The 14,271-nt window shown below is 61.3% G+C and carries 13 protein-coding genes and 1 tRNA gene; 6 read left to right on the forward strand and 8 right to left on the reverse strand.

The annotated features are described in order from the left end of the window. The first annotated feature begins 152 nt into the window (after window positions 1-152). The 3 genes from B5E66_RS02660 (at window position 153) to glmS (ending at window position 3,718) form a co-directional block, all read left to right on the forward strand. Window positions 153-1,031 carry a DUF5685 family protein gene (locus tag B5E66_RS02660; RefSeq protein ID WP_242958062.1) on the forward strand — a complete coding sequence of 293 codons (879 nt, stop codon included), beginning with the start codon at window positions 153-155 and terminating at the stop codon, window positions 1,029-1,031. Continuing rightward, a complete protein-coding gene (locus B5E66_RS02665; protein ID WP_087228432.1) occupies window positions 1,028-1,582 on the forward strand; it encodes a hypothetical protein in 555 nt (184 codons plus the stop codon). Before B5E66_RS02660 ends, B5E66_RS02665 begins: the two co-directional genes overlap by 4 nt. Window positions 1,583-1,888: 306 nt before the next feature. Continuing rightward, the gene (gene glmS, locus B5E66_RS02670) at window positions 1,889-3,718 is read left to right on the forward strand and encodes a glutamine--fructose-6-phosphate transaminase (isomerizing) (protein WP_087228433.1); all 1,830 of its coding nucleotides are present in this window, start codon (window positions 1,889-1,891) and stop codon (window positions 3,716-3,718) included. Between the two features lie 99 nt (window positions 3,719-3,817). On the opposite strand, the gene B5E66_RS02675 is transcribed toward glmS, so the two are convergent. The 7 genes from B5E66_RS02675 to B5E66_RS02705 all read right to left on the reverse strand — a co-directional run bounded on the left by B5E66_RS02675 (window position 3,818) and on the right by B5E66_RS02705 (window position 11,185). Then, entirely contained in the window at window positions 3,818-5,290 is a 1,473-nt protein-coding gene (locus B5E66_RS02675) for an Ig-like domain-containing protein (protein WP_087228434.1), read from the reverse strand. Window positions 5,291-5,396: 106 nt separating this feature from the next. Next, on the reverse strand, window positions 5,397-6,515 hold the full coding sequence (locus B5E66_RS02680) for an HlyD family secretion protein (protein WP_087228435.1): 1,119 nt from the start codon (window positions 6,513-6,515) through the stop codon (window positions 5,397-5,399). Window positions 6,516-6,518: 3 nt separating this feature from the next. After that, window positions 6,519-6,974 (reverse strand): hypothetical protein, encoded by a 456-nt coding sequence (locus B5E66_RS02685; RefSeq protein WP_087228436.1) that lies wholly within the window; start codon window positions 6,972-6,974, stop codon window positions 6,519-6,521. 370 nt (window positions 6,975-7,344) lie between these two features. Further along, complete coding sequence (locus B5E66_RS02690) at window positions 7,345-7,668, reverse strand: hypothetical protein (protein WP_143406921.1); 324 nt, start codon at window positions 7,666-7,668, stop codon at window positions 7,345-7,347. Window positions 7,669-7,778: 110 nt separating this feature from the next. After that, window positions 7,779-8,171, reverse strand: coding sequence for a hypothetical protein (locus B5E66_RS02695; RefSeq protein ID WP_087228438.1), 393 nt, complete (start codon window positions 8,169-8,171; stop codon window positions 7,779-7,781). A gap of 109 nt (window positions 8,172-8,280) precedes the next feature. Continuing rightward, window positions 8,281-10,614, reverse strand: a complete 2,334-nt coding sequence (locus tag B5E66_RS02700; protein WP_087228439.1) for a peptidase domain-containing ABC transporter — start codon at window positions 10,612-10,614, stop codon at window positions 8,281-8,283. 494 nt (window positions 10,615-11,108) lie between these two features. Next, a tRNA-Asn gene (locus tag B5E66_RS02705) sits at window positions 11,109-11,185 on the reverse strand. A 157-nt stretch (window positions 11,186-11,342) separates the two neighbouring features. On the opposite strand from B5E66_RS02705, the gene B5E66_RS02710 reads away from it, so the two are divergent. From B5E66_RS02710 to sigG, 3 genes are all read left to right on the forward strand, one after another. Then, window positions 11,343-12,200 carry a sigma-E processing peptidase SpoIIGA gene (locus B5E66_RS02710; protein ID WP_242958063.1) on the forward strand — a complete coding sequence of 286 codons (858 nt, stop codon included), beginning with the start codon at window positions 11,343-11,345 and terminating at the stop codon, window positions 12,198-12,200. Window positions 12,201-12,224: 24 nt separating this feature from the next. Then, a complete protein-coding gene (locus tag B5E66_RS02715; RefSeq protein WP_087228441.1) occupies window positions 12,225-12,938 on the forward strand; it encodes a sigma-70 family RNA polymerase sigma factor in 714 nt (237 codons plus the stop codon). A gap of 82 nt (window positions 12,939-13,020) precedes the next feature. Continuing rightward, window positions 13,021-13,794, forward strand: coding sequence for an RNA polymerase sporulation sigma factor SigG (gene sigG, locus B5E66_RS02720; protein ID WP_087228442.1), 774 nt, complete (start codon window positions 13,021-13,023; stop codon window positions 13,792-13,794). 201 nt (window positions 13,795-13,995) lie between these two features. Here the strand turns inward: sigG and B5E66_RS02725 are convergent, their stop codons facing one another. Continuing rightward, window positions 13,996-14,268 carry a sporulation transcriptional regulator SpoIIID gene (locus B5E66_RS02725; RefSeq protein WP_087228443.1) on the reverse strand — a complete coding sequence of 91 codons (273 nt, stop codon included), beginning with the start codon at window positions 14,266-14,268 and terminating at the stop codon, window positions 13,996-13,998. Window positions 14,269-14,271 lie beyond the last annotated feature (3 nt).

Genomic DNA, 14,271 nt, shown 5'->3' on the forward strand with positions numbered 1-14,271 from the left:
CAGGACGCCGGCCCGGCGCCCGGCGGCCTGTTTTTTGGGAGCTGCAGGGGCACAGCAGACAGACGGGGCAAAGCCCGCCCGGGAAAGAAAGGCGCGGCAGAAGCTTCAAATGCGCCCCGGGCGGGCATATAGTATAATGGAGGCGGTGGGCCATGATAACAGGTAGACTCCACCCATATCTGCCGGAGCTTTCCATCCGGGATTATAATACCTATCTGCGCTATTCGCGCGGCGTGAGCTATCAGCTGTATCTGGATTACGGCCTGTTTTCCTATGGGATACTGCCCCACAAAGGGAGCGGCGCGCTGGCGCTGCTGGCCGACAGCCTGGCGGGCCGGCAGGCCACCTGCCGCACCGTGCGGATGCCTGGCAGCCTGGCCCGGGTGCCGGTGATGTGCCAGACCCGAGGCATCGCTCTGGCGGCCCAGATCGAGGTGCTGATGAGCTGGCACCGGCTGCAGGACCGCCGCAATGAGGAACTGCCCTTCCGTCAGCGGGTGCAGCGGATGGCCCAGAAGGTGATGCTGATCCGGGCTTACCGCAAAGCGGCGCTGGAAGAACCCGCCCTGGAGCGGATCTTCTGCCAGCAGAAAGCCCAGGCGGCCGCCCAGCAGCAGCTGCGGGGCCAGAACTATGCGGTGGCGTCGGAGCCCATGAGCAACGTATATGGCGCGCTGTTCTCGGTGCTGGCCCCCGACGACCCGGTCCAGCGCAAGAATATGCGGTACATCGGCAGCTGCATCGGCAAGGCGTTCTACCTGCTGGATAAGGCGGACCGCCACGACCAGGACCGGAAAGAGGACCGCTACAACGTTTTTCTGGCCAACGGGCTGAGCAGGGAGGCTGCCCAGGAGAATGCCCGCCGCCAGGCCATTGCCTCCATCAACGACCTGTCCCGCGTCTATACTTTAATGGATATCAAACTGAACCGCACCCTGCTGGACAACATCATGATCCTGGGGCTGCGGGACGTGGTAGACCCCCTGGAGCACGGGGCGTGGGACCTGAAATGGGAGCTGCCTTCCTCATGAAACAGAACAAGAATCCAAGCTGGGCGGTGGCTCTGTGCGGGATGGCGGTGGCCTTCTCGGTGGTGCTGATGCTCCTGGGCGCCATCCTGCCGGTGGCTATGTTCATCGCCCCCGCCCTCGGGGGCATTTTGATCGCTGTGGTCCAGGCGGAGTGCGGCGCACGCCCGGCCTGGACGGCCTACGCAGCCGCCAGCGTGCTGGGGGTGCTGCTGGTGCCCGACAAGGAGACGGCCCTGTTCTTTGTGGCTCTGCTGGGCTATTACCCCCTGGTCAAGCCGTGGTTCGACCGGCTGCGGCCCGCCGTGCTGCGGGTGGGGGCCAAACTGCTGCTGTGCAATGGGGCGGTGGCGGTGCTGTATGGGGTGCTGCTGCTGTTGTTCCCCGTGGCGGAGTCGGAGGCGCTGGAGACCGCCGCCCTGGTGCTGGGCGCGGTGACCCTGCTGATCGGCAATGTGGCCTTTTTGCTGCTGGACCGGGCCCTGGCCAACCTGATGCGCGTGTATAAGCTGCTGTGGCAGCCCCGGCTGCACCGGATGCTGGGCCGCCGCTGAGCAGTTCCAAAGATGAGATCGAAAGGTGGGATGCCCGCTATATCGTTGACGCCAAGCGCCGGGCCACACGGGTGACAGCCGTGAGGGTGACGAGGAGAAGGATCATCGAAAGATTCGGCGGATGTTCTTCCGGCTGATGGCTCACCAGCCGATAGAGAAGGGCAAAAAACGGCAGTAATACCGCAACAGATCCCTTTAAAAGGAAGCCATGCTGTAAAAAGAAGTTCACCGGGCGGCCGTCTGTGCCGCCCCGCGAGGCTGAGCGGCCCTGCAAGAAGGCGCTGCCGGCATGGAGGTATTTTGCTTATGTGTGGAATCGTAGGCTATGTGGGCGCCCGCTGCGCCCAGGATGTGCTGCTGGACGGTCTGACCAAACTGGAGTATCGCGGATACGACTCGGCAGGGGTGGCCCTGGCCGCAGGGGACTCCATCCGGGTCATCAAGACCAAAGGGAGGCTGACCGCCCTCAGGGCCTGCCTGGAGCAGGCCACCGCCCAGGGGTTGCCGGTCTGCCATTGCGGCATCGGGCATACCCGGTGGGCCACCCACGGGGAGCCCAGCGACGTGAACAGCCATCCCCACTCCACCCCCTATGTGAGCATCGTCCACAACGGCATCATTGAGAATTATGGGGCCCTGAAAGAGATGCTGCAGGCCAGGGGATACACCTTTGTCAGCGAGACCGATACCGAGGTGCTGGTCAAGCTGATCGACAGCTGCTACGAAGGGGAGCCCCTCAAGGCGCTGTCCCAGGCTTTGGCCCGGGTGCGGGGCAGCTATGCCCTGGCGGTGCTGTTCAAGGACTGGCCCGACACCCTGTTTGCGGTCCGCCGGGAAAGTCCCCTCATCGTGGGCTATGGGGAGGGGGAGAACTTCCTGGCATCGGATATCCCGGCCATCCTCAAGTATACCCGCAGTTACAGCGTGCTGGAGGAAGGGGACATGGCGGTGTGCCGGGCGGACGGCGTGGCCATCTATGACGAGTTCGGCCAGCCCGTCCAGCGGGAAAAGCTGACCGCCGATTGGGACATCGAGGCCGCAGAGAAGGGCGGCTATCCCCATTTTATGCTCAAGGAGATCCATGAGCAGCCCGCCGCCATCGCCGCCACCGTCAGCCCCCGGGTGGAGGCAGGGATGCCCGACCTGCGCATCCCGGACCTCAGCGACCAAAAGCTGGCCTCCATCCGGCGGGTGCACCTGGTGGGCTGCGGCACCGCCATGCACGCCGGCATGGTGGGGAAGGCCGCCATCGAAAAGCTGGCCCGCCTGCCCGCCGAGGTGGACATCGCCAGCGAGTTCCGCTACCGGGACCCCATCCTGAGCCCGGACGACCTGGTGATCATCATCAGTCAGTCGGGGGAGACCAGTGACACCCTGGCCGCCCTCAAGCTGGCCAGGAGCCGCGGGGTCCCGGTGCTGGCCATCGTCAATGTGGTGGGCAGCTCGATCGCCCGGGCGGCGGACTATGTGCTGTACACCTACGCCGGTCCCGAGATCGCGGTGGCGTCCACCAAGGCGTATATGGTGCAGATGTGCGTGCTGTATCTGTTTGCCCTGCGTCTGGCCTATGCCCGTGGCCGGCTGACCGAGGAACAGACCCGCAGCTACACCGCAAAATTGCAGCAGGCGCCCCAGATGGTGCGGGCCCGCCTGAATGACTGCGAGTATATCAAGTATCTGGCAAGCCTGTTTGTAAACACCCAGAGCTGCTTTTTCATTGGGCGGGGGTTCGACTACGCCCTGTCCCTGGAGGGCAGCCTGAAACTGAAAGAGATCAGCTATGTCCACTCGGACGCCTACGCCGCCGGCGAGCTCAAGCACGGCACCATCAGCCTGGTGACCGACGGCGTGCCGGTCATCGCCCTGGCCACCCAGCGCAGCGTCTACGAAAAGACCCTCTCCAACGCCAAGGAGACCAAGAGCCGCGGGGCAAGGGTGATCCTGTTCACCACAAAGGATGCGGCCGTGCCCGAGGGCATCGCCGACCATGTTGTCCGGCTGGAGGAGTATGAGGATGTCTTCATGCCCCTGCAGCTGATCGTCCCCTTGCAGCTGTTCGCCTACTATATGGCGGTGCTGCGGGGCTGCGACGTGGATAAACCCCGCAACCTGGCCAAGAGCGTGACGGTGGAATAAGCGTCCCGCAAAACGACAGCACAAAGGCCCGCCTCCTGTCAGGGAGACGGGCCTTTATGCGCAAAAGGGAAGGTAAGATTCTTTATTGGATGGCCTGCATCACCAGAACCAGTACCGTTTCTTTACCACGATGTACACCACCACGATGGCGACAAGCGCGGCCCCTGCGGCCAGCAGGGCGTAAACATTCATATGGATGAAGGTGAGGGTATCGTTGGTCAGCAGATAGCGGCCGGCGGTGTCGGTGGTGACCACCTCGCCGCTGTAACTGTTGAGGTACTGCCACTGACCGGTAGCCTCGTTGTAGAGGTACAGCCGGCTGTATCCGGCGTTGTCCCCGGTCAGGGTCAGGTCAACGGTGCAGGGCATGGCCCCGCCCTGGTTCAGGGTGAACTCCACCCCGTTCTCGGTGGCGCTGGGGGTGAAGGTGACCGCCGTATCGATGACGTTCTGGGTGTTGCGGATATCGCTGCCCGCCACCGTCAGGATGTAGCCCTCGCCGGTGACGCTCATGGTCTTGCCGGTGCGGCGCAGGGCGTTGAGCATCTCGGAGGTGATCACCGGGACGTCGGCCTGATGCAGGTTGACAAGCTCTCCCTGGGCGTCATTGATCTGCTGGAGGATGGGGTCACCGGAAGCGTCCGGCTCGGGGGAAGAGCTGCCGGAGCCGCCCTGGGAACTGCTGCCTGAGCTGCTGCCCGAAGCGGAGCCCCGGTTGACGATGACCGTCACCATGCTGGAGGAATCCCCGTTGGAGACGATGATGGAGGTGGAGCCGGTGCCCACCGCCGTGACGGTGCCGCCGCCGCTGACGGTGGCTACACCGGTATCACTGGAGCGGAAAGTAAGGGCCTGGGGCGCCGTGGAAGGGGAGACGCTGCCCCGGATCTGGGCGGTCTCGCCGGGCTTGAGCACCAGGTAATTGGTGTTGAGGTGGATGCCGTCGGTGGGGATATAGACGGTGACGTCCACCGTGCGCACGATATCCCCGCAGGTGACGGTGATGGTGGCGCTGCCCTTGCCCACGGCGGTAACGCGGCCAAAGTTGTTGACGGTGGCCACCGCCTCATTGGAGGAAGTGAAACTGACGGTGGCGCTGGCCGCCGCCGAACTGGGGCTGACCGACACCGAGATGTTGGCCACCTCGCCCACGGCCAGCTCGTTGGAGGAAAGGGCCGCGTCGATATCGGCCACGACGGTGGCCGGGTCGGGGACCACGGTGATGTCATAGTAGATGGTCACATCCCCGGCGGTGGCGGATACCCGGGTGGTGCCCACCGACAGCGCGCCGATCAGGCCGCTCTGGTCCACCTGGACGATGCTGATATCCTCCGAGGCCAGCACGACGGTCTTGTCGCTGGCGTCCTCGGGGAGAACGACGGGCTTGAGCTGCTGGGTGGAACCCACCACCATCTGTGCGTCGTATTCACCAGGCTCGATGCTCTCGACCGCTACCCGGCGAAAGGGCCACTGGATGGAAGGCAGGTTGATGGCGCCGGCAGGCAGGACCGCGCCGACTGTCAGGGCGGCCAGCAGCAAACCTGCCGCCAGCCGTTTTGTAAAAAGCTTCATATTCTAACCTCGCTGTATAGAAACGGAACAGCTGGAGTTTCAAAACCCGTCCCGGCCAGCAGACATCCGTCACGCGGCCGGGACACATACAGGAAAAAGCGGGGGGTCAGCGCGTCAGGACGCCCAGAGCCTCCAGGGCGTACTGGAAGTAGGTCACCTCGTCGTACTGCACCCGGGCGGTGACGCTCATGCCGTTGGCAAGGTCCACCTGGTCGCCGCTCTTGCTGACCAGATAGGTGCTGTCGGGCCGGACGGTCACGCGGTAGAACGCATTGCCGTTGCTGGAGCTGGTCACGTCGCTGTCAATGGCGGTGACGGTGCCGGTCAGGGTGCCGTAGGCGGTCTGCGCCAGGCCGGTGATGGCGATGGTGCAGGGGTCGCCCACATCCAGCAGAGGACGGTCGCTGAGGGAGGCATAGGCCACGATCTCATAATCCGAGTTCTCGCTGGCGACGGTAGCCAGAACCGACCCGGCCGACAGCACCATGCCCACGCTGTAAGGGTTATCCATATGGATGACGCCCGAGGTGGGGGCATAGATGTAGTAGTCGTTGGCGCCGGTCTGCAGGGCGTCCAGCTGGCTTTGCAGGTTTTCGATGTTGGCCTGCACGCTGCTGACGTTCTGGGCGGCCGACTGGAGCGCCGAGTAATAGATCTGCTCCAGCTCGCTCTGGTTCTGCTCCATCATGGACTGGATCTGGGCTTCGCTGTAACCCGCCGCCCGATAGGCCGAGGAATCAAAGGTGTGCTGGGCCACCTGGCTCTGGTAGCTCTCGTACTGGTAATAGTAGGTCTGGTCGGCGGGGTCCGACTCGCTGAAATAGTTGGTGTTGTCCTGGATGGACTGGATCAGCTTATTGTACTGGGACAGCTGGGTCTGGTAGATGGCGAGCTGGTTTTCCAGCTGGCTCTTTTGCAGGTCCAGGTCGGTGCTCTTGATGTGGGCGATCAGGTCGCCTTCCTCCACATAGCTGCCCTCCGAGATGGTCAGTTCGGTGATCTGGCCCGAATAGCTGGACATGATATAGGTCTTGTTGGCAGACTGCACCGTGCCGGTCAGCTGGCTGATGTAGATACGGGGGGTGACGGTGCTCCAGACCACAAGACCGATCATCAGCGCCGCCACGATGAGCAGCAGAGCATACCCGTAGGGGGGCAGCTTCTTTTCCATCATGATGCGGCGGTCCTGCAGATCGTACAGGTTTGTGACGTGCACGTTGGTCATGGCTTATTCCTTCTCCATAAAGACGTCTACGGTGCCCTCATCGTCGTCCTGGTTGACAAAGATGGTGTAGACGCTGTTTGCGAGCTTGATATCGTGCTCGAACGCATAGATGTTCAGTTTCTGGCTGGCCAGATCGTTGCGATTCATGGGGCCGACGTAGTGGGCGTACAGGCAGTCCTTGACGCGCAGCACGGCGTCCATGTGGTACTGCGGATCAAGCCGGGTGATCATCTGGTTGGCCTGACGCAGCAGGTACATCTGGGGCTCGGGCTTGGGGCCTTTGGTCACCACGATGTGCTGCACCAGAGGGCCGATGGGCTGGGCGTCGTGGCTGCGGACGAAGTTCTCCATCTGGGTCACGATCAGATTGATATTGGCAAATTCCTCGGGCATGATGCGCCGGGACAGCACGTTGGTGAGTTTGAGGGTCTTGCTTTCTGCAACTAAAATTTCCTTCATCGTTTCCACCTGTTTTCTAAAAATTTTGCCCTGCACTTGCTGGCCGCAAATGGCCGCAGGCCGCGCGGGGCGCAGCAGGCAAAAGCAGACCGTGGATGAGGAGCATACATTGTGGGGCTCCGTATCGCTTTGGACGCATTCAGGGGGAAGTCAAACCTGAATGCATAGACCCCATCCACAGCCTGCTTTTGCCTGTTGCATCCGGGCGGATGGCAACAGACATTGCGCAGGAATATGCTAAAAAATAAGGTGCGCCAGGAGGTACTTGCCTCCTGGCACACCATAACGAGGCATTTTAACTGCCCCAACCCCGTGGGGCGGGGTCAGTTTAAAACACACTTGCAATCGAGATTAGAGCTGAAAAACCAGCTTAGGCAGCAGCAGGCACAACCTTACCGTCAACGCCCAAGATCTTGTCAGCAGGCAGGACCTTGGCATCGTTGGTGCCCAGAGTGTAGATCGCAGCCAGACCACCAATAGCCTGGAGCAGGCCGTTGACACCGGTGTACTTGCTCAGCTGACCGTTGATGGCGTCAACAATGCCGCCAACAGCGTAGTTGGTGCCGAAAGCAGTACCCAGAATGGTGCCAATGAAGTTGCCCAGGAAGGTGTTGCCAACGATCTTGATCATGTTGACACTGAAAGTGCGCCAGTTCTCGCTGGTCATGACAGCGGGCAGAACGTTAGCGATCACGCCGCCGCCGGTGACATAAGTCAGCTCATCCTCTGCAATTACTGCGTAATTTGCAGGAAAGGTCATGATGAACCACCTTTCTTAAGATAGAATGAATGCTGACTTAAATGTTAGGCCCAAGCCTTACCAGAAACGGTCATGACCTTGTCGTTGTGCAGGGTCTTGGCATCGTTGGTGCCCAGGGTGTAGATAGCAGCCAGACCGCCAACCCAGCTCAGAACGGTGTTCAGGCCGTTGTCCAGGGTGTCAAAGCCCTTCCAGTAGCTGCCTTCCAGAGCGGTGCCCCAGTTGTCGAAGCTGAAGTTGCCGCCGAACAGAACGCCGACAGTGCTGCTCAGGAAGCTAGCCATAGCAGAGTTGCCGATGATCTTGATCAGGTTGGTGTTGAAGGTCTTCCAGTTGTCGCTGTTCATGACGGGGGCGAAGCAGTCGATCAGAGCGCCGCCGTTGACGTAGGTCAGTTCGTTCTCTGCGATAACAGAGTAGTTTGCAGGCATCATCATAATGAATTACTCCCTTCAAATGATTGAAACGAAAAATGTGTCGGTCGCCACACGGTTGCGCAACCGTCTGGAAACCATTTATGTAACCGGGTGCGCACCCGGTTGCACCTTAGTAAGTCATCGAGTCATCATCGTCCTCGTCCGAGGCGGCGACGGTCTCGACAACGGGTTTGGGCTCTTCCCGCTTGCGGAAGATACCCTGCTGCAGGTTCCACAGAGCGTAATACTTGCCCTGTTTGGCCATCAGCTCATCGTGGGTGCCTTGCTCCACGATGCGGCCTTCTTCCATGACCAGGATCTGGTCACAGCCCCGCACGGTGGACAGGCGATGGGCGACGATCAGCATCGAGCGGTCTGCCAGCTGGTTGTAGATCATGTCAAAAATGGCATTCTCAGTGGCAAAGTCCAGATTCGATGTGGATTCGTCCAGAATATAGAGGTTGGAGTCTTTCAGGAAGGCCCGAGCCAGCGCGATGCGCTGCTTTTCACCGCCCGACAGGCCGTTGCCGGCTTCTTCCAGGTAGGTGTAATATTGCAGCGGCAGCTTGCGGATGAACTCATGGGCGTCCGCCTTTTTGGCAGCCTCTTTGACCTCATCGATGGTCGCGTCAGGGCGCGAGATACGGATGTTGTCAAAGATGGTCTTGCTGAAAAGCTCGATGTTCTGCGGCACATAGGAAATGGCGCGGCGGACCGAATCATTGGTGTATTCGTCCAGACCGACGCCGCCCACCCGGATCTCACCCGATTCCGGCTCGTAATACTTGAGCAGGAGCTTGGTGATGGTGGACTTGCCGCTGCCCGAGGAACCGACCAGCGCCACCTTTTTCCCCGCAGGGATGGTGAAGGAGATGTGGTCCAGGGCAGGGGTACGGTTGCCATAACGGAAGGTGACATCCCGGAACTCGATATCGCCTTCGACCTGTTCCAGTTCGCTGCGTTCCCGATTCTCCTCCCCGGCCTGCTCGGCGGGGTAATCCATGATCTCGGTCAGACGCTTCATGGAGATGGAGGCCTCCTGGATCTGCAGCTGCAGATTGACCAGGTTGCTGACGGGATTGGTAAAGTAACCGGACAGGGTGCTGAAGGCCATAAAAGAACCCAGGGTGATCTCCCCATTCAGGACCTGTGTGATGCCCACATAGGTGGTCAACATACTGAACCCGGTGGAGATCAGAGAGGTGATGAGGGTCTGTGTTGTGGACAGCTTGCTGGAGCGGATGCTGATCTTGAGGCTCTTGATGTACTCGCGCTCAAGCCGTTCCAGCTCGTTGGCCTCGCCCGCATTGCACTTGATGGTCTCGATGCCCCGCAGCCCTTCGATCATCTGGCTGTTCAGGATGGAGGCTTGCTGCATCGACTCCTCGTTGATCTTCTTGTACGGACGCTTATACACCAGCACCAGAAGGATGCTGACCAGCGTCATGAACAAGGCGATGGAAAAGAGGCTGGCATTCATCCGGAACAGGATGATGCCGGTGATGACCGCCATCGAGATATCCATGATCAGACTCAGCGCAACGCTGGTGAAGATGGACTTGATGGTGTTGGCATCGGAGTAGCGGGTGGTGATATCGCCCGTCTTGCGTGTGGCAAAGAACTTCATGGGCAGCTCGTAGATGTGCCCGAAGTAGCCCAGCATCATGGGGATATCTATTTTGATGGACAGATGGACCAGGATCCACTGCCGCACGAAGGTGACAAAAGCGGAGGTGACACTGACCACCGTAAATACAAGGATCAGCGTGACCAGCAGATTTTGCAGCCCGTAGGGCAGCACCTCATCCATCAATATCTTATTGAACAGGGAGGATGCGATGCCCAATATGGTCAGGATGACCGAGCTGAGGATGGCATAGGCAAACAGCTTTTTCTGCGGCAGCAGCAAATTGACGTACCGCTTGAAGATGCTGCCCTGCTCCACCTTGCCGGACTGGAAATCGGACGTGGGGTTGAGCAGCAGAAGCACGCCGGTAAAGTTCTTGTAGAACTCGTCAAGGGTCATCTTGCGCAGCTCGGTGCCCGGGTCGCCCACGACGACGTATTCCTTGTCCTTGTACTTCTTGCCGGTCTTGTCGGCCTCTTCCTTGTCGGCGGCCACCTTCAGCATATGCTTGCGGCGGGCGCCTTCGTCCGGGATGGTAGTCTTTTTGAATACGACCACAAAGTGGGTCAAGCCCTGGTCGGTGATCTCCTGCGCGATGCAGGGAAGGGAAAAGTCACTTAAAAAGTTTTCGCGGTCCACGCGGACAGCGGCGGTGGTAAAGCCAAGCTCATTGGCGGCCTTCTGCAGGCCGAGAAGATTGGTGCCCTTCAGGTCGGTGCCCATCATATCGCGCAGCCGCGTGATGGTGATCTCTTTTTTGTAATGGAGGCACACCATTGCGAGGCAGGCAGCCGCGCAGTCAGTGGTGTCGTGCTGCCGCACATAAGTATAACGCATAGATGGTTCCTTTACAAGAGCGCTCGCTGGCCTGTGGGCCATGGGCTCTCCACGGTGTATTTTGCATTTATCCGCACCAGACTATGCACACATTCTATCATATTCTGCCCAAATTCACAAGAGGAAAATTGCCCCTTGCGCTGCAAATGCAGTGCGAAATAGATAAAAATGCGGCCCGGTCGGGCGAAATAAAAGGAAAAATCCCATATAGCAGCACGCAGTCCTCTGCTTTGCCCTGCCCTGCGGAGAAACAGGACAAAGCAGAGGTCAGCTGCTATCAAAAGAAGGGAGCGCCTACCCTTTGATCAAGGTGCTGCGGCTTTAAGAGCTTCTGGCTCTTAAAGCTCAAGTGTAGTTTACCACAATGCGACAGTTTCTTCAAGGGGCAGGGGGCAAATTTCAAAGAAAAAACGGCGGTTTTCAAACCAAAAAGAGAGCCGGATTCTGTGCTGGATGCACAAAAAAGGCACAAACCGAACCGGCTTGTACCCCATTGGCGCCTCTTGCCTGACTCGAACAGGCGACACCCTGATTAACAGTCAGGTGCTCTAACCGACTGAGCTAAAGAGGCATATGCTGTTTGGTCCATGCGCATTGGACGGATGTTATTATACTCTAATGAAAAAGGATTTGCAAGGGGTTTTTGAAATTTTTTTGCCGCATGGGGGCGGAAGGCGTGGTTCGCGCCCTTTCATCCCCGGCGCGCGGTAGGCTGGTGGTCAGGGGCGATGGGCTTGAAAGTGCTGTACATAGACCAGCTTCTGCTGGTGAATTTTGCGGCTGCCGCGGCATTCCTGCTGGCGGCGGGGCTGCTGGCCGGGGTGCGCTGCACCGGGCCGCGGCTGGTGCTGGGATCGGCCTTTGGGGCGGCGTGCTGCCTGGTGCTGCTGGCGCCGGCCCTGCCCTGGCCGGCCGCCCTGCTCTATAAGGGGGCCACCGGGGCGGCGTGTGCCGCCCTGACCTTCGGCTGGCCGGGCGCCAGGGTGTTTTTGCGGCTGTGCGGGTGGTTTTTGACCCTCAATCTGCTGCTCACCGGGGCCGCTGCGGCCCTGCCGGGGGGCCATGCGGCCAACCTCACCGCCTATCTGGACATCACGCCGGGCCGGCTGCTGCTGGCGGTGGCGGGGGTCTATCTGGGGGTGCGGGCTTTGCTGCGCTTTTTGGGCAAGCCGGGCCAGGCGGCGGTCCCCGCCCAGCTGGAACTGCTGGGGGTCAGGATGGATGTTCTGGCCTTCTACGACAGCGGTTTCACGCTGGCCGACCCGGTATCGGGGCGTGCGGTGGTGCTGGTGCGCTACGACGCGGTGCGCTCCGCGCTGCCCGCCGGCTGCCAAAAGAGCCTGGACGGAGCCCTGGGCCGCACCGATGCCCTGCCCGATCCTGGCCTGGGGCTGCGGTATCTGGTCTGCGGCACCATCGCGGGGCGCACTCTGCTGCCCGCTGTGCCCGGGGCCGTCCTGACGCGGCGGGCCGGGGGCCGCACCTGGCGGGAGGAAGGGCTGCTGGCCGCCTTCTGCACCGGGGGCGCCGGGGAGGGCTGGACGCTGCTGCTGGGGAGCGGGCTGGCCGGACGAATGGGCCTGTAACAGGAAAAAGGGGGTATTTGTCGGATGCTGCGCTGGATCAGGGAATTTGTTGTTTTTTGCAGGGGGCTGCTGGACCGGGCCGCGGCCTTTGGCTCGGTCCACTATCTCACCGGGGGGCCCAGCCTGCCGGTGCCGCTGCTGCCCGAGGAGGAAAAGGTCCTGCTGGACCGGATGGCCGCCGGGGACCGGGACGCCCGGGACGCGCTGATCACCCACAATCTGCGGCTGGTGGTGTACCTGTCCCGGAAGTTCGAGTCCAGCGGGGTGCCCCCCGAGGACCTGGTGTCCATCGGCACCATCGGGCTGATCAAGGCGGTCAACACCTTCACCCCGGGCCGGAACATCAAGCTGGCCACCTACGCCAGCCGCTGCATTGGCAACGAGATCCTGATGTACCTGCGCAAGACCTCCAACCGCCGCCAGGAGGCCAGCATCGACGAGCCGCTCAATGTGGACAGCGACGGCAACGAGCTGCTTTTGTCCGACGTGCTGGGCACCGACGAGAACCAGGTGGGCCAGCGCCTGGAACAGGACGCCGAGCGGGCGGTGCTGCGGCAGTCTGTGGCGCGGCTGTCCGACCGGGAACGGCAGATCATGGAGCTGCGCTTCGGCCTGGTGGACGGAGTGGAGCGCACCCAGAAGGAGGCGGCCGACGCCATCGGCATCAGCCAGAGCTATATCTCCCGGCTGGAAAAGCGGATCATCCGGGATCTGCGCCGCCAGCTGGAACAGTATTGAACGACCCTGCCGTGATTTCCCATGCATGAACCTCGGGCCCCCCGGCCATACTTCCCGCAGGAAGCAGACCGGGAGGTGCAGGATGTATCACAAAGTGGAACTGTGCGGCGTGGACACTGCCGCGCTGCCGGTGCTGGATGAAGAAGAAAAGCGGACCCTGCTCACCGCCGCCCGGGCAGGGGACAAGGAAGCCCGCCGCCGGATGATCGAGGGCAACCTGCGGCTGGTGCTGGCGGTGGTGCAGCGGTTTGCCCAGCGGGGCGAGAACCTGGATGACCTGTTCCAGGTGGGCTGCATCGGTCTCATCAAGGCCATCGACCACTTCGACCCCGCCCAGGAGGTGCGGTTTTCCACCTACGGCGTGCCCATGATCCTGGGGGAGATACGGCGGTTCCTGCGGGACAACAATACGCTGCGGGTCAGCCGTTCCCTGCGGGATACCGCCTGCCGCGCCATGCAGGCCCGGGAACAGCTGGAAAAGCAGCTGGACCGGGAACCCACCCTGAACGAGATCAGCGCCGCCCTGGGTCTGTCCCGCCGGGAAGTCACCGCCGCCCTGGAATCCGTGGTGGAACCGGTCAGCCTGGAAGAACCCCTTTACAGCGACGGCGGGGACGCGGTGTACCTGATGGACCAGGTGAAGGCCCCCGATGGGGAGGACAGCTGGATCAGCGGGCTGGAGTTCCGACAGACGGTCCACAGCCTGTCTGTCCGGGAACGCAGGATCATGGAGCTGCGCTATCTGATGGGCAAAACCCAGATGGAGGTGGCCCGGGAGATCGGCATCAGCCAGGCCCAGGTCAGCCGCCTGGAAAAAAGCGCCCTGGATCAGTTCCGCCAGGGACAGAGCAGCTGAAGGCCTGTCCGCCGCCGATCCGATCCCATATCATGGACCAAACTGCACCCGGCCGGGAGGCTCTGCCGCCCCAGCCGGGGCTTTTTTATTTGTAAAGGGCAAAAAACGCATAACGAATGGTAATACTGCCGACAAAAATTACAAGATTGCAGGACAGGCGGCGAAAACTGCCGCCCGGCGGGTAAGCTGGGCGGCAGCGGTTCAGTGTGCAGGATGGGCCGTGTGGTGCAGACGGCTGTATTTTTCCCGGGTGGCCGCGCCGCCCCGCAGGTGACGCTCAGCCTTGTTGCGGGCCAATATGGCCTGTACCTGCCGGAACAGGGTGGGACTGATCCCCCTCAGCCGCCAGGACACGTCCTTGTGTACCGTGGATTTGCTGCACCCGAAAGCAGCGGCAGCCGCCCGCACGGTGGCGCCGTGCTGTACGATGTATTCCCCCAGCAGGACCGCCCGCTGGACCGGATCACCTTTCATACC

This window comes from Faecalibacterium sp. An121 (assembly GCF_002160915.1).
In the GTDB taxonomy this organism is placed as follows: Bacteria; Bacillota; Clostridia; order Oscillospirales; family Ruminococcaceae; genus Faecalibacterium; species Faecalibacterium avium.